Here is a 22225-nt window from a genome sequence, read left to right on the forward strand (position 1 = left end):
GGCTCTCGGCGCCCGAGCCGGAGGAAATGCCGTACCCGTGTGGCGCGCAGCCTGCCGGGGTGCCCCGCCGTCAGCCCACCGGCGTGCCCGCCTCCAGATAGAGAACCGTGTCCCGCTCGCGGGCGCGCAGGGCCCAGCGCAGGCGGGCGTAACGCACCGGCGGCAGAAGGTCGGCGGCCTCGTCCTCGGTGACGAAACGCCATGCGCGCAGTTCCGGGCCGGGCAGCAGCAGCCGGCCCCGCTCGCCTAGGTCGAGACGGCCGCCGTCGAAGAGCAGCCGCAGACCGCCGTACCCGGGCGGGTCGGGCCGCTCCCAGTCGGCGAGGAGCAGCCGGGGCACGCCGGTGAGCCGTATCCCCGTCTCCTCGGCGACCTCGCGCACCCCCGCCCGGGCCGGGGCCTCCCCCGGCTCGACGACGCCGCCGGGGAACTCCCAGCCGGGCTTGTAGGTGGGGTCGACGAGCAGCACCCTGTCCTGTTCGTCGAAGAGGAGGACGCCCGCGGCGAGCGTCTCGGCGGTCGGTTCGGGGGTCTGCACGATGTCGCGCACCGGTACGTCCCCGGTGCGCACCCCCTCGGCGATCCGCAGGGCGGCCTCGCGGGGCGTGAGGGAGCTGGTGTCGACGGTGTGGGCGTCGGCGGTGAGCCAGGAGGCGAGGGCGGCCCGGTAGGGCTCGATGTGGTCCAGCGCCCACTGGGTGACGCGCATCTCGCCGTCGGGAAGGTCCGGCGGGATCTCCCGCCCGGCTATTCGCTCGCGCAAAATCGTTTCGGCCGGGGCGAGCAGCACATGGCGCACCGGAATGCGCCGGGAGGCGAGGCCGCCGAAGATCTCGTCGCGGTACTCCTGGCGCAGCAGGGTCATCGGCACGACGAGGACGCCGCCCAGTTCGGCGAGCATCGCGGCGGCGGTGTCCACCACGAGCCGGCGCCAGATCGGCAGGTCCTGGAAGTCACCGACCTCGGCGAGGTGTTTGGGCGGCAGCAGGTGCGTGAGCGCGCCCCCGATGACCTCGGGGTCGAAGAGCGTGCTGTTCGGGATCAGGTCGATCAGTTCGCGTGCGGTCGTGGACTTGCCCGCACCGAACGCGCCGTTGACCCAGACGATCACGTTTCCCCCTCTTCTGTTCGGCCCCCTGAGGCTTGCCCGCTCCACCCTGCCACGGAAACCAGCACCGCCACGGAAACCGGCCCCCGGCGGGATGCTCCTCCATGGCCCGCCCCGCGCCCCGCGCGCACGACGGCGCCGGTGCCCGGGTGGGGCACCGGCGCCATGCCGCGGGGGCGGTGGATCAGCCGCGGTCCTCGGGGGCGTCTTCGGCCGGGCTCAGGCTGTCGTGACTCAGAGTGGTGTGGTCGACGGCGCTGAGGGTGTCGTCCATGGTGAGGCCGCCGAGGAGGCCCTGGTCGGCGGAGTGCGAGGGCGAGATCGCCGCGACGACGAACCCGGTGGCCAGGGAGGCGATGGCGAGCATGCTGCGCTTCTTCATGCCCGTCTCAACTGCGCGGGGCGCCGAAGGTCACGCCGAGAGGTGATCGACCGAACCGTGTCGGCACGCTTCCGACACAGTCGCACACGGTCTACCGTGATCGCACAGGTTCGCATTGACGCGAACATGCAAACCACGTCACCCCATCGCATCCCCGTGTCCCCCGCGCCCGACGCCGCCTCGAGGCGCCGTCGGGCCACCTCATCCCCCACCGCACCCGGCAAGGACGGAGCGAACATCACGATGCGTCACCTGTCCGGTACCACTGCCCGATCCCGTACGGCTCGATCCCGTGCGACCCGAGTCCGCAGGAGAGGAGCCGTGGGCCTGCCGGTCGTGGGCATGCTGCTCGGCGCGGCCGTCCTGACGGCACCACCGGCCACCGCCGCCCCCATGGTCTCGTCCGCACCACCCGCCGCGGCCACCACTGCCGCACCCGTCTCACCCGCCGCACCCGCCGCCGGCGGGCTTGCCGCGACCCCGCCCATGGGCTTCAACAACTGGAACTCGACGCACTGCCGGGCCGAGTTCGACGAGAAGATGGTCGAGGGGATCGCCGACATCTTCGTCGAGAAGGGCCTGAGGGACGCCGGATACCAGTACGTCAACCTCGACGACTGCTGGGCCCTGCCCGCCCGCGACGCGGACGGGCACCTCGTGCCCGATCCGGCGCGCTTCCCGCACGGCATCAAGGCGGTCGCCGACTACGTGCACGCCAAGGGCCTCAAGCTCGGCATCTACACGAGCGCGGGCACCAAGACCTGCAACAGCGCCGGTTTCCCGGGCGCCCTGGGGCACGAGTACAGCGACGCCCGGCAGTTCGCCGACTGGGGCGTGGACTATCTCAAGTACGACAACTGCAATAACCAGGGGGTGGACGCGAAGCAGCGGTACACCACCATGCGCGACGCGCTGCGGGCCACCGGCCGCCCGATCGTCTACAGCATCTGCGAGTGGGGCGAGAACAGGCCCTGGGAGTGGGCGGCGGACCTCGGCCAACTCTGGCGCACCACCGGGGACATCGACGACAGCTGGGGCTCGATGCTGTCGATCCTCAAGAAGAACCTGCCCCTCGCCCCGTACGCCGGGCCCGGGCACTGGAACGACCCGGACATGCTGGAGGTCGGCAACGGGGGCATGACGGACACCGAGTACCGCACCCACTTCTCGATGTGGTCGGTCATGGCGGCGCCGCTGCTCATCGGTGCGGACCTGCGCACCGCCTCCGACGCCACCTTCGGCATCCTCGGCAACAAGGAGGTTCTCGCCGTCGACCAGGACCCGCTCGGCAGGCAGGGCACGGTCGTCTCCTCCGAGGGCGGGCGCTGGGTCGTCGCCAAGGAGATGAAGGACGGCAGCAGGGCGGTGGCACTGTTCAACGAGAGCGGCGGCGCACAGCGCGTCGCGACGACCGCCGCCGCCGTCGGGCTGCCCCGGGCCGCCGGTTACACGGTGCGGGACCTGTGGCGGCACGAGACCCGGAACAGCGCGGGCACGCTCGCGGCGACGGTGCCCGCGCACGGCACGGTGCTCCTGCGCGTCGCGGCCGACGGGCGCTGGGCGCAGTACCCGCCCGCCGCCGAACTCGGCCTGGAGGGCTCCACGCTGACGCGGGCGGGTGGCACGGCCGACCTCACGTCGGTCCTCGGCGGCCTCGGCCGCACACCCGCCCTGGACGCCTCCGTGTCGCTCGACGCACCCGAGGGCTGGACGGTGCGGGCGCAGTCACCGACGCGGACGGCCGTACTGAGGAACGGTCACCCGCTGCGCACCTCCTGGCGGGTGAGCGTGCCCGAGGGGGCGGCGACGGGGGCGTACGACCTCACGGTGCGCGCGGCCTACCGGTCGCCGACGGGGGCGCGGGTGCGGACGGCGGTCCCGGTGAGGGCGACCGTGGCCGTGCCGCCGCCGGCGGGCACCTCGTCCCTGGGGGACCTGCCGTGGCTGTCCACGGTGAACGGGTACGGGCCCGTCGAACGCGACACCAGCAACGGCGAGGACGCGGCGGGCGACGGGCACCCGCTCACGATCGGCGGGGTGGTGTACGGGACCGGGCTCGGCGTGCACGCCGAGAGCGCGGTGGAGTTCTACGCCGCGAAGCGCTGCGAGCGGATCACGGCGGAGGTCGGCGTGGACGACGAGAAGGGGGACCGGGGCTCGGTGACGTTCGCCGTCCTGGCGGACGGCAAGGAGGTCGCCTCGACGGGGACGATGACCAACGCGATGCCGGCGCGGTCGCTCTCGGCCGATGTGAGCGGGGCGGAGGTCGTCCGGCTGGTCGTGGGCGACGCGGGGGACGGCGTCGACTCCGACCACGCCGACTGGGCGGAGGCCCGGCTGCACTGCTGACCCGGGGCCGGTCCGGGCCTCGCACGGGGCCCTACGGGGCCGTGGGCGCACGGGTCCCCCTGCTCCCGTCCTCCGGTCCCCCCGCCCCATGGTCCCCCCGTCCTACGGTCCCCCGGCAAGCCCGTTCCGCACGAGGGCCCACGAGGGCCGGAGGGACCGCACGAGGGCCGGAGGGACCGCACGGGGGCCGGAGGGACCGCACGGGGGCGGGGGGACCCGCACGGGGCCCGGGGATCCGTATGAGCGCCGAGGATCCGCACAAGGCCCGGGGACCCGCATGAGGCCCGAGGACCCGCATGCGGGGTCAGGGGAACCCGCACGACACGGCGATCCGGCCGGCGAGAGGGCCGGGGCCCGCACGGGCCCGGGGCAACCTCACTGGGCCGGAGGGACCCGCACGGGGACCGGAGGACCCCGCGCGACACGGCGCTCCGCCCGGCCGAGAGGGCCGGGGTTCCGTTCGGGGCCGGGGCCCCATGACGGCCGGGCCCCCGCGCCCGGTCCGGACGGCGGGCCGGCTACACGCCCGCCACCGTCTCCCTCTCCACGCCCGTCAGGGCCGCGGCCGCCGCGCCCACCAGGCCCGCGTCGGTGCCCATCCGGGCCGGCACCACCTCCAGGCCCTGTACGAACGACAGCGTCGCGTAGTCCGTCAGTGCCCTTCGCAGGGGAGCGAACAACACCTCGCCCGCCTTCGCCACGCCCCCGCCGATCACCGCGATGTCGATCTCGACGAGGGTCGCCGTCGCCGCGATCCCCGCGGCCAGCGCCTGCGCCGCCCGTTCGAAGGAGGCGGCCGCCACCGGGTCCCCCGCCACCGCCGCCGCGGCCACCGCCGCGGCCGAGGCGTCGCCGTCCGGCCCCGGCCGCCAGCCCCGCTCCACCGCGCGCCGCGCGATGTTCGGTCCGCTCGCGATGCGCTCCACGCACCCGCGCGCCCCGCACGGACACGCGTCACCGTCGAGGTCGACGCTGATGTGCCCGATGTGCCCGGCGTTCCCGGTCGGCCCGGGGTGCAGGCGTCCGCCGAGCACCAGTCCGCCGCCGACGCCCGTGGAGACCACCATGCACAGCGCGTTGTCGTGGCCGCGCGCCGCGCCCTGCCAGTGCTCGGCGGCCGTGATGGCGACCCCGTCGCCGATCAGGGAGACCGGCAGCCCTCCGGTCGCCGCCCGGACCCGCTCGACCAGCGGGTAGCCGCGCCAGCCCGGCACGTTGACGGGGCTGACCGTGCCCGCGGAGGCGTCCACGGGACCCGCGCTGCCGATGCCCACGGCCCGCGCCTCGCCCCACCGCGGCGAGGCGGTCAGCTCGCCGAGGACCTGTGCGACGGCCCCCATCACGGTGTCGCCGTCCTCCTGCGCGGGCGTGGCCACCTGTGCGCGCAGCAGTATCCGGCCATGGCCGTCCACCAGCGCACCTGCGATCTTGGTGCCTCCGATGTCGAGCGCGGCCACGAGGTCGGTGTGCATCAGTGTGTGGTCTCCCCAGTGTTCGTATCGGCGGGAAAGCGCAGGCCGGAGATTGCGGTGGACAGTCTCTCCCGCATCTGACAACGTTGTCCAGGCTCTATGCTCGACGCCACATCCTCATACAACCCCATGGACCGACGCATCCCGGGTGCGAACAGGAACCGTGCCGGAGCCCGTGGACGACAGGACAGGACAGCGCATCGTGCCCGAGACCGCCCGCCGAGGAGACCGCATCGCGGCCAGCCGCTACGGCAACCGCCCGACCATGAAGGACGTCGCGGCGCGTGCCGGAGTCGGTCTGAAGACCGTTTCACGCGTAGTCAACGGCGAGCCCGGGGTGACCCCGGACACCGAACGGCGCGTCCAGGAGGCCATCGACGCGCTGGGCTTCCGGCGCAACGACAGCGCCCGGGTGCTGCGCAAGGGCCGTACGGCGAGCATCGGACTCGTCCTGGAGGACTTGGCCGACCCGTTCTACGGTCCGCTCAGCCGCGCGGTGGAGGAGGTGGCACGGGCCCACGGCGCGCTGCTGATCAACGGCTCCAGCGCGGAGGACCCGGAGCGCGAACAGGAACTGGTGCTCGCGCTGTGCGCGCGGCGCGTGGACGGACTCGTCGTGATCCCCGCCGGGGACGACCACCGCTACCTGGAGCCGGAGCTGAAGGCGGGCGTGGCCACGGTGTTCGTGGACCGCCCGGCCGGCCGCATCGACGCCGACGTCGTCCTCTCCGACAGCTTCGGAGGGGCCCGCGACGGCGTCGCACACCTCATCGCCCACGGCCATCGCCGGATCGGCTTCATCGGCGACATGCCCCGCATCCACACCGCCGCCGAACGTCTGCGCGGTTACCGGGCGGCCATGGAGGACGCCGGGATAGCGGTCGCGGACACGTGGATGTCGCTCGGCGTCACCGACCCGGAGCGGGTGCGGCGGGCCGCCGAGGAGATGCTGGCCGGGCCCTCCCCGGTGACGGCGATCTTCGCGGGCAACAACCGCGTCACCGTGACCGTCGTCCGGGTCCTCGCGGAGACCGGCCGCCCGGTCGCCCTGGTCGGCTTCGACGACTTCGAGCTCGCCGACCTGCTCCGGCCGGGCGTCACCGTCGTCGCCCAGGACGCCGCCGCGCTGGGCCGCACGGCCGCCGAACGCCTCTTCCGGCAACTCGACGGCGGCCCTCTCGGCCCGGAACGGATCGACCTGCCGACCCGGCTGATCCAGCGCGGTTCCGGCGAACTGCCCCCGGCACCCTGAGCCTCCCGGGCCGCGATGCGTCGGACCGCGCAGGTCTCGCGCGGGGGCGCACCCCGGCGTACGCGCGGACACTCCGGCTCGCACCGTCGCCACGCGCCCCGTCATGCTCCAAGTCGCTCCGCCGTGGGGCCGGTCGCCGCGTCATGCCCCACGTCGCTCCACGCCGGGCCGGTCACTCCGTCGTGGGAGAGTGCCACGCATGCTGCAAGCCCGTCTGAACGGAACGCGCCGCCCCGAGGAGAGTCCCTGGGTGCCCGTGGGCGCCGGGGAGTTGGCGGCCGAGGCGCGCCGGGCCGTCGACGCGGGAGCGGCCGACATCCATCTGCACCCGCGCGACCACCGCGGGGCGGAAACCCTCGATCCCGTGGCCGTCCAGGACGTGCTGCAGGCCGCGCGCGAGGCCGTCGGCCCGAATGTCCCCGTCGGGGTGACGACCGGGGAGTGGATCGAGCCCGACCCCGCCCGTCGTGCGCGCCTGATCGGCTCCTGGACGACCCTGCCCGACCACGCCTCGGTCAACTGGCACGAGGACGGCGCCGATCTCGTCGCCCACGCCCTGCTGGAGCGCGGTGTCGGCATCGAGGCCGGGCTGTTCTCCGGCACCCGGGGGCCGGACGCCTATCTGTCCTCCCCGTTCGCCGGCCTGGCCCTGCGCCTGCTGGCCGAGGTCATCGGCGCACCCGCCGGGCGGGCCGCGGCGGAGGCCCGCGCCATGGCCGGACGGCTGACGTCGGCGACCTCGGCCCCCGTGCTGCTGCACGGCGAGGAGGACACCGCCTGGACCGTGCTGGAGACGGCCGCGGAGCTCGGGCTCGACGCCCGCATCGGCATCGAGGACTCACTCACCCTGCCGAACGGTGCTCCCGCCGAGGGCAACGCCCCCCTGGTGACGGCGGCCCGGCAGATCCTGCGTCGAGGCCGCGGGCGCCTCGCCCCCTGAGGCACCGGGCCGGGCCGGGTGCGGGCCGCGGGTCCGGGCCGCGCCCCGCTCCCGGCCACCCGCTCACCTCGCATCGTCGGATCACGGGATCTCGGCGAGCGCGGGGCGCGACAAGCCGAATCAGGCGGATGCCTGGGGCCGACGGACGCGGAGAGGTGGCCGGTTCGCACGGTTGTGGCCGAGAACGCATGGGTTCCGTTTGTGACTCGCGTCACTCCGCGAGCGTTGGCGCACCTGTCGCGCACCCCCTCCCGGGTGCCGACGCCGCAGCTCAAGGAGGACTCCGCACCCTGCCCCCTGTTGACGGCCAGCGACTGTTGAAATTCCTACAGTCACATCGCAGGTCGCATGCATGCGCGAACCGGGCGCGGGGCCGATTGAGTGACCGTCACCGGCGCACGCCGGGTCACCGACATCCCTCAACGAAGAGGACCCATGCACGAAGACGTCCACCGGGCCGACGAGGGCCCCGGTTCCGCCACGCAGGCGCCACTCCCCCTGCCGCTGGACTTCGAGGCGCACTACCTGATGAACCAGGAGGCGTGGCACTCCTACGCGCTGTACCGGCTCGGCATCAACGACGCCGCCGAACGCGCGGTGCACCGCGCCTTCCTGGAGGTGCTGCTGAACTGGGAGGCGCTGCTCAGCGAGGCGAACCTCCCCCAGCAGACGTGGAGCATCCTGCGGCGGGTGGTCGGCGACGAGGCGCTGAGCACGGCCCGCGAGGGGATCGGCGCGATGCCGAGCAGCATCGGCCTCTACCCGGCCCTGCTGAAGCTGCCGCAGCGTCAGCTCGACGTGATCATCCTGCGGTACGTCCTGCACTACAGCAGCCGGAAGACCGGCTGGTACCTCGGCATCACCGCGAGCACCGTGGACCACCACTGCCGCAAGGCGCGCGAACGCCTGGCGCCCGTCTACCACAACCAGCGCGGGCCGAAGCCGGGGACGCCGGCGGAACAGAGGGAGGGAAACCGGTGACACCCCCGTGGAACAATCGTCCGGCCGACGCCGACGCGGTCTGGACCGAGCGGCTCCGCGAGGCGGATCCGGGCGTCCGTGAGGCACGTCGTCCCTTCGACGCCGGTGAGGGACTGCGCCGGCTGGCCGCCGGCGCCGGGTTGGTCCCGCTCGCGCCGGCCCCGCGGCCGGCCCTCGCCCGTGCCCGCCGCAGGCTCGACGTGATCTCCCGCTGGATCGTCACCGAGGCCGGTGCTGCCGGACACGTCGGGGAACTCGCCGCGCTGATAGGCGACGACGGCACCGGCGAGCCCGCTCCGGACGACTTCACCGAGTGGCTGCCCGTCGACGTCCACGGTGTCCACGTCTTCGCCTGCGTCCTGCACCTCGCGGGCCACCCGGAGAGCGCGGTGTTCTGGTGGCAGCTCGCCGCCGGCGCCGAGCACACCGGCGCCGCCTACTGCCTGCACCTGCATCACCTCAGCCAGGGCGAGACCCGCGAAGCGGCCTTCTGGAAGCGGCAGATGAGCGCCCTGCGCGATCGCGATGCCCAGGACTGGTTCGACGGACCGCCGAACGACTACACCCGTGACCTGGTCAACGCCGTCGAGTCCTTCACCGCCTACTGCACGCGGCACCGCTCGCCGGGCCCCCTCCCCGTTCGCCACCTGCAGGAACGGTACGAGGCGATGGCCGACCGGCACGGTGAGGACGGCCTGGTCTGCCGACCCGACAGCCGGCTGCCCGACCGCATCCAGCACCTCACCGCACCCCACTGACCCCGTCGGCGGGCAGCCGGAGGGAAGGGAAGCTCTCCGGCCGCCCGCCGGCCCCGGGCAGTACCCGTCCACACGAGAAAGCGCCGCCATGAACGAGCCCCGACCCGATGCTCCCGCGCCACGCGGCCCCGGCCGCCTCACCCGGGCCTCCGCCTGGCTCCGCCGACGCCGCGACACCCTCCTCCTCAGCGCCGTCCGAGGCGCCGCCTACGGTGCCGGCGCCGGCACCGTCGGTCTCGTCTTCTGGTGGATCCGCCGAGGCGCCTGAGCCACGCGGCCGGCGATCGGCGCTCAGGTCGGCGGGCGGAACGGTGCCGGACGGCCCCTGACGGCGAGCAGCGCCGCCACCGTCACGCCGAGCCCTGCGGCCGCGAGCAGCTGCACCCTGTAGTCGACGGTGGTGACCAATGCCGTTCCCGCGAGGAGGGCGAGCCCGGTCGGCGCGAAGACCAGCGTGTTCGCGGTCGCAGCCACCCGTCCGAGCAGGTCCTCCGGTGTCTCCTTCTGCACCGTGGTCAGCGCGCCGATGAGCGGCCAGGGCAGGCCCAGGCCGATGAGCAGGCTGCCCAGCACGACCACGGGAAGGAGGCCGGTGCCGCGGGCCAGCGCCCCCAGGGCGAACAGCGTGAGTCCGAGCGCCGACAGGAGGTGGACCGGGAGGCGGCGCAGGAACGCCCCGGCGGTCAGGCCGCCGACGACCGAGCCGAGCCCCTGCACGGAGGTGAGCACGCCGGCGAAGGCCGCGGGTCGCCGCAGTCCGGTGTCGAGCAGGGCGTAGGTCGCCGTGCTGCTGAGCCCCGAGGCCACCATGGCGCAGCCGCCCGCGACGACCAGAGGCCGCAGCGTCGGGTGCCGCCACAGGTGGCGGACGCCTTCGACGGTCTCGGCGGCCCAACTGCCCCGTGGCCGGCGTACGGGCGCCGTTTCGCGCGTGCGGATCAGCCAGAACGCCGCCGCGGCCAGCAGGAAGGACAGGGCGTTCAGCAGGGCGACGGCCGGGCCGCCGAGGAGGGTGAAGAGACCGGCGCCGAGCAACGGGCCGAGCAGACTGGTGCTCTCGACCGCGCTCCGGACCAGGCCGTTGAAATCGCCGCGCAGTTCACCCGGAACGGCGGAGGCGATCAGCGCGGTCTCGGCGGCGTCCGTGAGCACCGTTCCGGCGCCGACCAGGGTCAGCACGGTGAAGAGCAGCCACACGTCTCCCGGGGAGCGGACCGCGGCCGGTGCCGTCATGACGACGGCCAGCACGAGACTCGTGGCGATCAGGAGGGTCCTGCGGCGCGTGCGGTCGGCGAGGTTGCCGAGGAGGGGTCCCGCGAGGACCGGCGCCCAGGCGCAGAAACCCACCAGAGCGGCCAGACCGTCCGAGCCGGTGAGTTCCTTCACCCAGACCCCGGAGGCGAGAAGCATGGCCGAGTCCCCGAAGCCGGAGACGATCACTCCCGTCAGATAGACACGAGCATTGCGGTCCCTCAGCACCGTGAACAGCCCCACGGACATGCCCACCCCCTGGCCCGGTCGTCCCCGAGGGGGGACCCTACCCCCAACGAACTGGTTGGTGGTAGGCCGGCAGGGTGCGGGCATGCGCTTTACTGACTGCTGTGACCGACGCGGACCCCGCCCTGAGGGCACTCGCCCACCCGCTGCGCCTGCGCATGCTCACGCTCATGTGGCCCGGCCCCATGTCCGCCGCCGAACTCGCCCGTGAGCTGGACGTCTCACATGCCCTGGCCAGTCGGCACCTGCGTACTCTCGCCGCCGTGGGCCTCGTGGAACTGGCCGAGGAACGCACCCGCCGCGGAGGCCGCGAGCGCCGCTACCGCACCGTCCACGGCTCCCCGCTCTCCGATCGTCACGACGGGGCCCGGATGCTGGCGGCGGCCCTCTCCCACACCCTCCAGGAACGCGCCGCGCGCCGGAACCCGGACGGCAGGGGGGTGACGGTCGACGCGGAACTGTGGGTGGCACCGGAGGCGTGGGACACGGCCGCGCGGCGCCTGGCCGAGATCGCGGCCGACCTCCATGACGCCGCCCGGCCGCCACACACGCCCGGAACCGTGCCCGTGGGCGTGAGCCTGATGGCGTTCCCCCTGCGGGAGGCGCCGCCCGGCAGCGGGCCGGCGTCATAGGTCGACCGGATGACGGCCACCGCACCGCAGGAGGCGTTGCTGCAGGCTTCCCATGCCGAGCACCCGGCGGTGACCGCGGAGGCGTTCGGGGCGGGGCGTGCTCCCGACGGCAGGTCGAGCTACGAGATCCTGGGCGACCGGGTGGCGGCCGCCGGGCGGGTGCTGGACCTAGGCTGCGGCGACGGCCGTCTGCTGGAACTGCTCGCCCGGCGGGCGGCTCGCGGGGGTGGACCTGTCCGCGCACTCCCTGACACTGGCACGACGCCGGACGGGCAGGTGCCCTGCGTCTTCACCGTCCACCTGGTGACGACGCGACTGCGGTGGCCGCCATCGCCGACACCGGACACCGGTGACCACCCACCGACGCGCAGAGGCCCCCGCCGCCGTCCTGGGGACGGTGGCGGGGGCCTCGGGCATGCGGCGGAGGGCGTGGGGCCCGCCGGGCGGGTCAGCCCTTGCGCGCCTTGATCTCCTCCGTGAGCTGCGGGACGACGGCGAAGAGGTCGCCGACGACGCCGTAGTCGACCAGGTCGAAGATCGGGGCCTCGGCGTCCTTGTTGACGGCGACGATCGTCTTCGAGGTCTGCATGCCGGCCCGGTGCTGGATCGCCCCGGAGATGCCGTTGGCGATGTACAGCTGCGGCGAGACGGACTTGCCGGTCTGGCCGACCTGGTTGGAGTGCGGGTACCACCCGGCGTCGACTGCGGCACGCGAGGCGCCGACGGCCGCGCCGAGGGAGTCGGCGAGCCCCTCGATGAGCGAGAAGTTCTCCGCGCCGTTCACGCCACGGCCGCCGGAGACGACGATCGCGGCCTCGGTGAGCTCCGGGCGCCCGGTCGACTCACGTGCGGTGCGCGAGGTGACCTTCGTGCCGGTGGCCTGCTCCGAGAAGGTCACCGAGAGGGTCTCGACGGTCCCGGCGGCCGGGGCGGCCTCCACGGCGGCCGAGTTCGGCTTGACGGTGATGACCGGGGTGCCCTTGGAGACGCGGGACTTGGTGGTGTAGGAGGCGGCGAACACCGACTGGGTGGCCACCGGGCCCTCCCCGCCGGCCTCCAGGTCGACGGCGTCGGTGATGACGCCCGAGCCCAGGCGCAGCGCGAGGCGGGCCGCGATCTCCTTGCCCTCGGTGGAGGAGGGCACCAGGACGGCGGCCGGGGACACGGCGGCGACGGCGGCCTGGAGGGCGTCGACCTTGGGGACGACGAGGTAATCGGCGTACTCGGCGGCCTCGTCGGTGAGGACCTTGACCGCGCCGTGCTCGGCGAGCGCGGAGGCGGTGTCACCGGCGCCGTTGCCCAGCGCGACGGCGACCGGCTCGCCGATGCGGCGGGCCAGGGTCAGCAGCTCCAGGGTCGGCTTGCGGACGGCGCCGTCCACGTGATCGACGTAGACGAGAACTTCAGCCATGGGAACGGATCTCCTTGCGGAATTGCGAAGTCTGCGGGGCGGTGAGGAGGCGTCCTCAGATGAACTTCTGGCTCGCGAGGTACTCGGCGAGCTGCTTGCCGCCCTCGCCCTCGTCCGTGACGATCTTTCCGGCGGTGCGGGCGGGACGCTCGGCCGCCGACTCGACGACGGTGTACGCGCCGTCCAGGCCGACCTCCTCGGCCTCGATGCCGAGGTCGGACAGGTCCCAGGACTCCACCGGCTTCTTCTTGGCCGCCATGATGCCCTTGAAGGAGGGGTAACGGGCCTCGCCGGACTGGTCGGTGACCGACACGACGGCGGGCAGGGAGGCCTGGAGCTGTTCGGAGGCGGTGTCGCCGTCACGGCGTCCGGTGACCACACCGTCCTCGACGGAGACCTCGGAGAGCAGGGTCACCTGCGGCACGCCGAGCCGCTCGGCGACGAGCGCGGGCACGATGCCCATGGTGCCGTCGGTGGAGGCCATGCCGGAGACCACGAGGTCGTAGCCGGCCTTCTCGATGGCCTTGGCGAGCACCAGGGAGGTTCCGATCGCGTCGGTGCCGTGCAGGTCGTCGTCCTCGACGTGGATGCCCTTGTCGGCGCCCATGGACAGCGCCTTGCGCAGGGCGTCCTTGGCGTCCTCGGGGCCGACGGTGAGAACGGTGACCTCGGCGTCGTCGGCGTCGTCGGCGATCTGCAGCGCCTGCTCGACGGCGTATTCGTCGAGCTCGGAGAGCAGACCGTCCACGTCGTCCCGGTCGACGGTCAGGTCATCGGCGAAGTGCCGGTCGCCGGTGGCGTCGGGCACGTACTTCACAGTGACAACGATCCTCAAGCTCACGCCGGCTCTCCTACTGCATCGTCATTTCCGGTCTGCCTTCTTCCAGGCAGCATAGGCGCCCGGAGCGGCCGATCCCGGTCGGGACGAACCGCGTCCCGAACGAAATATTACTCGTCAGTACATCGAGAATGTGCCCGCTGAGCAAGCGCTTTGAACTGTGACCTGAACAACGCCGCTCAAGCGGCGCAGGAGGCCCCGGACCGGGGGTGGTTCAGTCCCGCAGGCCCGTGAAACGGCCCTGGTGGTGGACGAGGGGGAGGCCCTCGACCGAGGAGTCCCCCACGGCGGCCTCGGCCACGACGATGCGGTGGTCCCCCGCCGGGATCAGTGTCACCACCCGGCACACCAGCCAGGCCAGGACGCCGTCCAGGACCGGCACTCCCTCGGGCCCCTCGTGCCACCCGGTGGGCGCGCCGAAGCGGTCGGCTCCGCTGCGGGCGAAGGTGCCGGCCAGCTCCCGCTGGTGCTCGCCGAGTATGTGCACGCCCACATGCCCGGCCTCGGCGACGGTCGGCCAGCTCGAGGATCCGGTGCTGATGCCGAACGAGACGAGCGGCGGCTCGGCGGAGACGGAGGTGAGTGAGGTGGCGGTGAAGCCGACCGGCCCCGCGCCGCCCCGCGCGGTGACGACGGCGACCCCGGCCGCGTGCCGCCGGAAGACGGACCGGAGCAGATCGGGGGAGCCGGGCCGGGCGGTGCCGAGGGCGGACCGGGCCGTCACGGAGGAGGGGGTGGGGGTCGTCAAGGAATCGTCCTTCTGGGAGGCGGGGCGCACGGGTCCGTGACCGGTCAACAGCCCGGACAACGCGTGCTGCTCAGGCCCCGGGCGGCGCGGGAGGGTCCGCGTCCGGCGGGAAGGAGATCCGTCGACATGCTGTCAGGCTGACGAAAGGGGGCGCGCGCAGTCAAGTACGCCCCTGCCGCCCGCGACCGCCCCGAACGGCATCCCGTCACCCGACCGCCTCGCCGAGCGCCGCGATCACGTCCACCCGACGCGGCTGCCCCGCGGCCCGCCGTACGACACGTCCGGAGGCGTCGAGGACGAGAACGGTGGGCGTCGACTCCACCTCCAGGTCCCGTACGAGGTCGAGGTGCTTCTCGGCGTCGATCTCGACGTGGACCACGCCCGGCACCATCCCGGCGACCTCGTCGAGGACCCTCCGGGTGGCCCGGCAGGGTGCGCAGAACGCGGTGGAGAACTGCACGAGCGTGGCCCGCTCCCCCAACTCCCGCCCCAGCCGGTCCGCGTCCAGCCGTCTCCCGCCGTTCTGCCCGTGCACCCGGTCCTCCCGTCTCCGCCGTTCCCTCGCCCGACGGCTCCCCGCCGCCCTGTGGGCAACCACCGACGGGCCGTCCGGATTCCCCGCGGGCACCGGCGTCCCGTCGTGGTCTCGCCGCCCCTTCCGTACATAGATATGCCGATGTGTCGACACACCGATCCGGTCACGTGACGAGAATCTCGCCGCGCGCGGGCACCAGGGCTGGTTCCCCGCCCGTTCTTGGGGCACGATCTGCGAGAGCCGCAAACCTACGGCTGCGTAACTTAGTGCCGGGAGTCCCTTCCCCGGCAGAGCAGGAAGGGGCCACCCCGTCCCATGGCAGAGTTGGTCTACCGCCCCGTCATCGGTTTCGCCCGCACGCTGTTCAAGGCGTGGGACCTGAAGATCGACTGCCAGGGCTCGGAGAACATCCCGCGGACGGGTGGGGCTGTACTGGTGAGCAATCACATCAGCTACCTGGACTTCGTCTTCGCCGGTCTGGCCGCCCGTCCGCAGAAGCGCCTCGTCCGGTTCATGGCGAAGGACTCGGTGTTCCGGCACAAGATCTCCGGCCCGCTGATGCGGGGAATGCGGCACATCCCCGTCGACCGCGAGCAGGGCGAGGCCGCCTACGAGCACGCCCTGAACTCCCTGCGCTCCGGCGAGGTGGTCGGGATCTTCCCCGAGGCCACGATCTCGCAGTCGTTCACGCTGAAGGGCTTCAAGACCGGCGCGGCCCGGCTGGCACAGGACGCGGGGGTGCCGCTCGTCCCGGTGGCGCTGTGGGGCACGCAGCGGCTGTGGACCAAGGGCCAACCGCGCAACTTCAAGCGCAGCCACATCCCCATCACCATCCGGGTCGGCGAGGCCGTCGAGGCCGCGCGCGACCAGTACGCCGGGGTGCTCACCCGACGGCTGCGCGAGCGCGTCCAGGAGCTCCTGGAGGCCGCCCAGCGCGCCTACCCGGTGCGCCCCAAGGGCCCCGAGGACACCTGGTGGGTACCCGCGCACCTGGGCGGCACCGCGCCGACGCAGGAGGCGCTGCGCGCCGCCGAGGCCCGCTGAGCGGCCGAGGGTTCCACGCCGCCCGCGCCCCTCAGAGGGCGTCGGGCAGGCTCCGCCACAGCCGGGCCCGGTCGGGGGCGCCGCGCAGCGCGGCCAGGACCGCCGGGTGCGGTGCCGCGTACAGCAGGGGATGGTCCTCCTCGCCGGCCGAGGGGTCCGGGACCCAGGCGAGCCGCTCGCCGTCCAGTGAGAACCGGGCGTCCACTCCGGGCTTGTTGCCGCGCGGGTCCTGCCGGTGCCAGGCACCGTGGAAGCGGACCGCGACCAGCCCGTGCACGGCGTGTCCGCCCCCCTCGGAGACGAGACGCTGGTAGCACAGCGCGGTCGGGATGTCCTCCGCGCGCAGCAGCGCGGCCAGGGCGTGTGCCTTGGCGTAGCAGATGCCGGTGCGCCGTTCCAGGACGTCGGAGGCGCGCCAGGTGACGCGCGGGTCCCCGGAGTCCGCCGAGTGGGGAATGGTGTCGCGCACGAACTCGTAGGCGGCCTGCGCATAGGCATACGAGTCCGCTACCTCCCCCGCGAGTCGCGCCGCCGTCCGCCGCACCTGCGGGTGGTCATGGTCGATGACCTCGTCGGCGGCGAGATACGCGGAGAGATCAGGGTTTTCCTGGATGAGCTGCATGCCCCGGGAGCATAGGAAAGCGATCACTCCCGAGTCAATGACTTTACGAGTGACCGCATACCTATGCAGAATATTCGAGGTGGTGGCTACCGTGCCATCTCCTCCTTCACCGCGGCGACGAACGCGTCGACGTCGTCCGCCGTGGTGTCGAAGGAGCACATCCAGCGCACGTCACCGGCCGACTCGTCCCAGAAGTAGAACCGGAAGCGCTGCTGCAGCCGCTCGGTCACCTCGTGCGGGAGCCGCGCGAAGACCGCGTTGGCCTGCACGGGATGAAGGATCTCCACCCCGTGCACCGCGCGGACGCCCTCGGCGAGGCGCTGGGCCATCTCGTTGGAGTGCCGGGCGTTGCGCAGCCACAGGTCCTTCGCGAGCAGCGCCTCCAACTGCACCGATATGAAGCGCATCTTGGAGGCGAGCTGCATCGACAGCTTGCGCAGGTGCTTCATGTGTCGCACGGCGTCCCGGTTGATGACGACGACCGCCTCGCCGAACAGCGCGCCGTTCTTCGTCCCGCCGAGCGAGAGCAGGTCGACGCCGACGGCGTTGGTGAACGTCCGCATGGGGACGTCCAGCGAGGCGGCGGCGTTCGCCAGGCGGGAGCCGTCCACGTGGACCACCATGCCGCGGGCGTGGGCGTGCGCGCAGATCGCCCGGATCTCCTCGGGCGTGTAGAGCGTGCCGAGTTCGGTGCTCTGGGTCAGCGAGACGACCTGCGGCATCGCCCGGTGCTCGTCGTCCCAGCCGTAGGCCTGCCGGTCGATCAGCTCGGGGGTGAGCTTGCCGTCCGGGGTGGGCACGGTGAGCAGCTTCAGCCCGCCGACCCGCTCGGGTGCCCCGCCCTCGTCGACGTTGATGTGCGCGCTCTCGGCGCAGATCACCGCGCCCCAGCGGTCGGTGACCGCCTGGAGCGCGACGACGTTGGCGCCGGTGCCGTTGAAGACCGGGAAGGCCTCGGCCGTGGGACCGAAATGGCCGCGGATCACGTGTTGCAGGTGCTCGGTGTAGTCGTCCTCGCCGTACGACACCTGGTGCCCGCCGTTGGCCACGGCCAGCGCGGCGAGCACCTCCGGGTGAACCCCGGCGTAGTTGTCGCTGGCGAAGCCGCGCACCTCCGGATCGTGACGGCGGCGCGCGTCGGTCCTCGGAGGGTTCACGGCATCGGCGCGGGCGGGGGGTACGGCATCGGTCCGGGAAGGGATCACGGCTTCTCGGTCAGCCACAGACGGTTTCCGTTCACTTCGGCGGCGGACTTCTGCCAGATGCCGGCGATGGCCTCGGCCAGGTCCTCGACGTCCGTGAAGCCCGCGAACTTCGCGTTGGGCCGGTCGGCGCGCATGGCCTCGTGCACCAACGCCTTGACCACCAGGATTCCAGCCGCCGAGGTCGGCCCGTCCGGGCCCCCCGCCTTGCTGAAGTAGTCGGCCATGGCCAGCGTCCACGCCTCGGCGGCGGCCTTGGCGGCGGCGTAGGCGGCGTTGCCGGCGGTGGGCCGGGTGGCGCCGGCGGCGCTGATCAGGACGTAGCGGCCGCGGTCGCTGCGCTGGAGTGCCTCGTGGAAGGCGAGGGAGGTGTGCTGGACGGTGCGCACCAGCAGCAGCTCCAGGAAGTCCCAGTCGTCGAGGCTGGTCTTGGTGAAGGTCTCGCTGCCCCGCCAGCCGCCGACGAGGTGGACGAGTCCGTCGACCCGGCCGAAGTCCTTCTCGATGTGCGCGGCCCACTCGTGCGTGGACTGCAGGTCGAGCAGGTCGACGGTGTCGCCGGTGACGGTGGCGCCGCCGCTGGCGAAGCTCGCCGCGTCGACGGCCTCCGCGAGCCGTTCGGGATCGTTGTCCGAGGCGACGACGGTCGCGCCCGCGCCCGCCAGTCGCAGCAGTGTCGCCCGGCCGGCGGCGCCGCCCGCGCCCGCCACCGCGATCACCGCACCGCTGAGAGCTCCATTGGCCCCGTTCCCCATGATCTTCGCCTCCTGAGCAGTGGTGGTGCGGTCGCTCACGCGGCGATCCGCTCGGCGGTGTCCGCCGTGATGCCCTTGGTCGAGGCAATCACGTTCTTCAGCTTCTTGGACAGCGCCTCATAGAACATGCTCAGCGGAAACTCGTCCGGCAGCACGTCGTCGACGAGCTTGCGCGGCGGCAGGCTCAGGTCCAGCGCCTCGGGGCCCCGCGCCCACTTCGAACCCGGGTGCGGGGAGAGGTAGGTGGAGACCAGCTCGTAGCCGGCGAACCAGTGCACGAGCTTGGGGCGGTCTATGCCGTCCCGGTAGAGCTTCTCGATCTCGGCGCACAGGTCGTTGGTGACCTGCGGGGCGCGCTCCCAGTCGATGGACAGCTTGTTGTCGGTCCAGCGGACGACGTCGTGCTTGTGCAGGTAGGCGAAGAGGAGCTGGCCGCCGAGGCCGTCGTAGTTGCGCACCCGCGCGCCGGTGACCGGGAAGCGGAACATGCGGTCGAACAGCACCGCGTACTGCACGTCGCGCGCCTGCGGGACGCCGTCGGCCTGCAGCTTCACGGCCTCGCGGAAGGCCGTGAGGTCGCAGCGCAGCTCCTCCAGGCCGTACATCCAGAAGGGCTGGCGCTGCTTGATCATGAACGGGTCGAAGGGCAGGTCGCCGTGGCTGTGGGTGCGGTCGTGGACCATGTCCCACAGGACGAACGCCTCCTCGCAGCGCTTCTGGTCGTGGACCATGGCGGCGATGTCCTCGGGCAGCTCCATGCCCAGCAGGTCGACGGCCGCGGCGGTGACGCGGCGGAAGCGGGCGGCCTCGCGGTCGCAGAAGATGCCACCCCAGGAGAAACGTTCCGGCGCCTCGCGCACGGCGATCGTCTCCGGAAAGAGGACGGCCGAGTTGGTGTCGTAGCCGGCCGTGAAGTCCTCGAAGGTGATGCCACAGAACAGCGGATTGTCGTACCGGGTGCGCTCCAGCTCGGCCAGCCAGTCGGGCCAGACCATGCGCAGCACGACCGCCTCCAGGTTGCGGTCCGGGTTGCCGTTCTGCGTGTACATCGGGAAGACGACCAGGTGCTGCAGGCCGTCGCGGCGGTCGGCGGCGGGGCGGAAGGCCAGCAGCGAGTCGAGGAAGTCGGGCACCTCGAAACCGCCCTCGGCCCAGCGGTCGAGGTCCTCCACCAGCGCCCGGTGGTACGCGGTGTCGTGCGGGAGCAGGGGGGACAGCTCGCGCACGGCCTCGGTGACGCGACGGACGGCGGCGCGGGCCTCGGCGAGGGAGGGGGCGCCCTCGGCCTCGAAGTCGATCGACCCGTCCTTGGACTGCCATGGCCGGATCTGCTCCACGGCATCCTTGAGCACGGGCCAGGCAGGGTGGTCCACCACCTTGTCCTGCGGAGGAACTACCCCCTCCGAACCCACTGGCACAAGAATTTCCGTCATGACCCATCCTTCACGGGAGAAGCTTTGGCACGAACCGTGGAGACACCGTAAGCCCCGGCGGTTTCTCCCAGCAAGGGCACCCGCGGCAAATCGTGCGGCGCAACCCCCGCCTCAACCGTCGTTTTTCCCGTCTGCGGTCTTTCAAACGACTACTTCGGCACATGTGGCCGCCGTGTGAGGGAACCGCGCGGCCCCTCGCCCCGCCTCCTCCCAGGAGGTCGACCGGACGACGGGATCCGGCCACCGCGGGTTCCCGGGTACCGTGGGCGCCTCCCGGCGACCGCGAGGGGACGCGGCCACCCGGGAGTGAGGCCGGTCGGGCGTGCTTCACGGCCCGCTACGACCAGGTGCTTCCGTTTCGCCGTGTCCGACCGGGTTCACCGCGGGTGCGGGCCGTTAGGCTGCGCCCTGCCGCGTGGGTACGAAGACGCTGTGCGCGGCAGCCGAGCCGCCGTCGACGGAAGCGAGATGGACCTTGAACTTCCTCACCATCGGTCACCGCGGAGTCATGGGCATCGAGCCCGAGAACACCCTCCGGTCCTTCGTCGCCGCCGAGCGCGCGGGCCTCGACCTGATCGAACTGGATCTGCATCTGAGCAAGGACGGAGCCCTCGTCGTCATGCACGACGCCGAGGTGGACCGGACGACGGACGGTGCGGGACCCATCGCCGAGAAGACCCTCGCCGAGCTGCGGGCGCTCGACGCCGGGCGGGGCGAGCGCGTGCCGACCTTCGAGGAGGTGCTGGACGCGGTGCGGTCTCCGCTCCAGGCCGAGATCAAGGACGTCGCCGCGGCCCGCGCGCTGGCCGACGTGATGCACCGGCGGGACCTGGTGGCACGTGTGGAGGTGATCTCCTTCCACGACGAGGCGCTCGCCGAGATCGCCCGGCTGGTCCCTGGTGTGCGCACCGCGCTGGTCGCCAGCCGCTACGGCCTGGACGTGGTGGAGCGCGCCACGGCCGTCGGCGCCACGACGCTCGTGCTCAACATCCGCAGGCTGACCCTGGAGGTCGTGGAGCACGCGCGCAAGGCCGACCTGCGGATCATCGGCTGGGTGGTGAACACCCAGGACCACCTGCGTCTCGTGCGCGCCCTGGAGCTGGACGGCGCGACGACCGACTACCCCGAGATCAAGCGCACCGGCCGGTTCACCGCCTGACCGGCACGCGGACGCCGTCCTACGGCCGCGCCGCCGGGACGCCCTCGGCGGCCCCCTCGGAGGCGTCCCCACCCAGCGGCTTGACCAGCAGCTCGAAGCGCAGGTCGTCCCGCAGCGGTATGCCGAAGCGCTCGTCGCCGTACGGGAAGGCACTGGTCCGGCCCGTGCGGCGGTAGCCGCGGCGCTCGTACCAGGCGATCAGGTCCTCGCGCACGGAGATCACCGTCATCTGCATCTCGGTGACTCCCCAGCTCTCCCGCGCCGCCCGCTCCGCCTCGGCCAGCACCGCCCGGCCGAGGCCGCCGCCCTGCAGCCCCGGACGGACCGCGAACATGCCGAAGTAGGCGCTCTCCCCGCGGTGCTCCAGGTGGCAGCAGGCGACGAGGACACCCTCCCGCTCCGCGAGGAGCAGCCGGCTGTCGGGCGCCTCGATGACCTCCAGCACGCCCTCTGCGTCGGTCCGCTGCCCGTCGAGGATGTCCGCCTCCGTCGTCCAGCCCGTCCGGCTGGCCTCGCCGCGGTACGCCGACTCCACGAGCACGACGAGCGCCTCGACGTCGGCGTCGGTGGCGTCGCGGTAGGTCAGCGGGGAGGCGGAGGCGGCGGTGGCGGCGGTCTCCATGAGGTGGCTCCGATCTGTCGCACGGCACGGCAGGGAAGAGACTAACCGCCGGGTCCGACAGGTCCTAGGCTGCTCGGACATGGTGCATGTACTGAGCAGCCGTGTCCTGCTGCGGCCCACGGACCCCGAGCGTTCCCGCACGTTCTACGGCGAGCTGCTGGGGCTCCCGGTGTACCGCGAGTTCGGCACGGGTCCCGAACGCGGCACCGTCTACTTCCTCGGCGGCGGCCACCTGGAGGTGTCCGGCCGCTCCGAGACCCCCCTCACGCCCGCCGTGCGGCTGTGGCTCCAGGTCGCGGACGCCGCGGCCGCCCACGAGGAGCTGGTGGCCAAGGGGGTCGCGGTCCTGCGGCCGCCGGTGAGGGAGCCCTGGGGGCTCGTCGAGATGTGGATCGAGGACCCGGACGGCGTCCGGATCGTGCTCGTGGAGGTCCCGGCCGATCATCCGATGCGGTACCGGCCGGGCATCTGAACCGATCCGGCGC

24 protein-coding genes are annotated in these 22225 nt (G+C 72.8%); 11 read left to right on the top strand and 13 right to left on the bottom strand.

The window, feature by feature from the left end:
- Positions 1-70: 70 nt before the first annotated feature.
- The gene (locus OHB09_RS03585) at positions 71-1111 is read right to left on the bottom strand and encodes an NUDIX hydrolase (protein ID WP_006144454.1); all 1041 of its coding nucleotides are present in this window, start codon (positions 1109-1111) and stop codon (positions 71-73) included.
- A gap of 181 nt (positions 1112-1292) precedes the next feature.
- Complete coding sequence (locus OHB09_RS03590; protein WP_234527383.1) at positions 1293-1490, bottom strand: hypothetical protein; 198 nt, start codon at positions 1488-1490, stop codon at positions 1293-1295.
- A gap of 342 nt (positions 1491-1832) precedes the next feature.
- On the opposite strand from OHB09_RS03590, the gene OHB09_RS03595 reads away from it, so the two are divergent.
- Positions 1833-3839 (top strand): NPCBM/NEW2 domain-containing protein, encoded by a 2007-nt coding sequence (locus tag OHB09_RS03595; protein ID WP_407077356.1) that lies wholly within the window; start codon positions 1833-1835, stop codon positions 3837-3839.
- Positions 3840-4357: 518 nt separating this feature from the next.
- Here OHB09_RS03595 and OHB09_RS03600 read toward each other — a convergent pair.
- Positions 4358-5311, bottom strand: a complete 954-nt coding sequence (locus OHB09_RS03600; protein ID WP_006144451.1) for an ROK family protein — start codon at positions 5309-5311, stop codon at positions 4358-4360.
- 202 nt (positions 5312-5513) lie between these two features.
- Between OHB09_RS03600 and OHB09_RS03605 the strand changes: the two genes are divergently transcribed.
- The 5 genes from OHB09_RS03605 (at position 5514) to OHB09_RS03625 (ending at position 9510) form a co-directional block, all read left to right on the top strand.
- Entirely contained in the window at positions 5514-6563 is a 1050-nt protein-coding gene (locus OHB09_RS03605) for a LacI family DNA-binding transcriptional regulator (protein ID WP_040897419.1), read from the top strand.
- A gap of 199 nt (positions 6564-6762) precedes the next feature.
- On the top strand, positions 6763-7503 hold the full coding sequence (locus OHB09_RS03610; RefSeq protein ID WP_328921600.1) for a 3-keto-5-aminohexanoate cleavage protein: 741 nt from the start codon (positions 6763-6765) through the stop codon (positions 7501-7503).
- Between the two features lie 435 nt (positions 7504-7938).
- Entirely contained in the window at positions 7939-8484 is a 546-nt protein-coding gene (locus tag OHB09_RS03615) for a sigma-70 family RNA polymerase sigma factor (protein ID WP_093590192.1), read from the top strand.
- A complete protein-coding gene (locus tag OHB09_RS03620) occupies positions 8481-9242 on the top strand; it encodes a hypothetical protein (protein WP_093590189.1) in 762 nt (253 codons plus the stop codon). The genes OHB09_RS03615 and OHB09_RS03620 overlap by 4 nt, the downstream gene beginning before the upstream one ends.
- Positions 9243-9330: 88 nt before the next feature.
- Positions 9331-9510, top strand: a complete 180-nt coding sequence (locus OHB09_RS03625; RefSeq protein ID WP_006144442.1) for a hypothetical protein — start codon at positions 9331-9333, stop codon at positions 9508-9510.
- A 23-nt stretch (positions 9511-9533) separates the two neighbouring features.
- Here OHB09_RS03625 and OHB09_RS03630 read toward each other — a convergent pair whose 3' ends face one another.
- Positions 9534-10742 carry an MFS transporter gene (locus tag OHB09_RS03630; protein ID WP_328729957.1) on the bottom strand — a complete coding sequence of 403 codons (1209 nt, stop codon included), beginning with the start codon at positions 10740-10742 and terminating at the stop codon, positions 9534-9536.
- 101 nt (positions 10743-10843) lie between these two features.
- On the opposite strand from OHB09_RS03630, the gene OHB09_RS03635 reads away from it, so the two are divergent.
- Positions 10844-11371 (top strand): ArsR/SmtB family transcription factor, encoded by a 528-nt coding sequence (locus tag OHB09_RS03635; RefSeq protein ID WP_093590186.1) that lies wholly within the window; start codon positions 10844-10846, stop codon positions 11369-11371.
- 9 nt (positions 11372-11380) lie between these two features.
- Positions 11381-11839, top strand: coding sequence for a methionine biosynthesis protein MetW (locus OHB09_RS03640; RefSeq protein WP_328729955.1), 459 nt, complete (start codon positions 11381-11383; stop codon positions 11837-11839).
- On the opposite strand, the gene OHB09_RS03645 is transcribed toward OHB09_RS03640, so the two are convergent.
- From OHB09_RS03645 to OHB09_RS03660, 4 genes are all read right to left on the bottom strand, one after another.
- Complete coding sequence (locus tag OHB09_RS03645) at positions 11820-12782, bottom strand: electron transfer flavoprotein subunit alpha/FixB family protein (RefSeq protein ID WP_319349864.1); 963 nt, start codon at positions 12780-12782, stop codon at positions 11820-11822. The two genes, OHB09_RS03640 and OHB09_RS03645, sit on opposite strands and share 20 nt — an antisense overlap.
- A 55-nt stretch (positions 12783-12837) precedes the next feature.
- A complete protein-coding gene (locus OHB09_RS03650; RefSeq protein WP_093590183.1) occupies positions 12838-13623 on the bottom strand; it encodes an electron transfer flavoprotein subunit beta/FixA family protein in 786 nt (261 codons plus the stop codon).
- 211 nt (positions 13624-13834) lie between these two features.
- Positions 13835-14344, bottom strand: a complete 510-nt coding sequence (locus OHB09_RS03655) for a flavin reductase family protein (RefSeq protein WP_093590772.1) — start codon at positions 14342-14344, stop codon at positions 13835-13837.
- A gap of 229 nt (positions 14345-14573) precedes the next feature.
- Positions 14574-14966: a TlpA family protein disulfide reductase gene (locus OHB09_RS03660; protein ID WP_309486361.1), complete on the bottom strand. Its 393-nt coding sequence runs from the start codon at positions 14964-14966 to the stop codon at positions 14574-14576.
- Positions 14967-15218: 252 nt separating this feature from the next.
- Between OHB09_RS03660 and OHB09_RS03665 the strand changes: the two genes are divergently transcribed.
- Positions 15219-15947: a lysophospholipid acyltransferase family protein gene (locus OHB09_RS03665; protein WP_040897269.1), complete on the top strand. Its 729-nt coding sequence runs from the start codon at positions 15219-15221 to the stop codon at positions 15945-15947.
- A gap of 31 nt (positions 15948-15978) precedes the next feature.
- Here the strand turns inward: OHB09_RS03665 and OHB09_RS03670 are convergent, their stop codons facing one another.
- From OHB09_RS03670 to OHB09_RS03685, 4 genes are all read right to left on the bottom strand, one after another.
- Positions 15979-16569, bottom strand: coding sequence for a transglutaminase-like domain-containing protein (locus OHB09_RS03670; protein WP_093590177.1), 591 nt, complete (start codon positions 16567-16569; stop codon positions 15979-15981).
- 86 nt (positions 16570-16655) lie between these two features.
- A complete protein-coding gene (locus OHB09_RS03675; RefSeq protein WP_167794527.1) occupies positions 16656-17726 on the bottom strand; it encodes a threonine aldolase family protein in 1071 nt (356 codons plus the stop codon).
- Between the two features lie 44 nt (positions 17727-17770).
- Entirely contained in the window at positions 17771-18526 is a 756-nt protein-coding gene (locus OHB09_RS03680) for an SDR family oxidoreductase (RefSeq protein ID WP_191852735.1), read from the bottom strand.
- A 35-nt stretch (positions 18527-18561) separates the two neighbouring features.
- Positions 18562-19959: a DUF6421 family protein gene (locus OHB09_RS03685; protein ID WP_006144426.1), complete on the bottom strand. Its 1398-nt coding sequence runs from the start codon at positions 19957-19959 to the stop codon at positions 18562-18564.
- Positions 19960-20434: 475 nt separating this feature from the next.
- Between OHB09_RS03685 and OHB09_RS03690 the strand changes: the two genes are divergently transcribed.
- On the top strand, positions 20435-21118 hold the full coding sequence (locus OHB09_RS03690) for a glycerophosphodiester phosphodiesterase (RefSeq protein ID WP_006144424.1): 684 nt from the start codon (positions 20435-20437) through the stop codon (positions 21116-21118).
- A 19-nt stretch (positions 21119-21137) separates the two neighbouring features.
- Here OHB09_RS03690 and OHB09_RS03695 read toward each other — a convergent pair whose 3' ends face one another.
- Positions 21138-21740, bottom strand: coding sequence for a GNAT family N-acetyltransferase (locus OHB09_RS03695; protein ID WP_006144423.1), 603 nt, complete (start codon positions 21738-21740; stop codon positions 21138-21140).
- A gap of 79 nt (positions 21741-21819) precedes the next feature.
- Here OHB09_RS03695 and OHB09_RS03700 point away from each other — a divergent pair, with 79 nt between their 5' ends.
- On the top strand, positions 21820-22212 hold the full coding sequence (locus tag OHB09_RS03700; protein WP_167793682.1) for a VOC family protein: 393 nt from the start codon (positions 21820-21822) through the stop codon (positions 22210-22212).
- Positions 22213-22225 lie beyond the last annotated feature (13 nt).

It is taken from the genome of Streptomyces griseoaurantiacus (assembly GCF_036189845.1).
In the GTDB taxonomy this organism is placed as follows: Bacteria; Actinomycetota; Actinomycetes; order Streptomycetales; family Streptomycetaceae; genus Streptomyces; species Streptomyces griseoaurantiacus.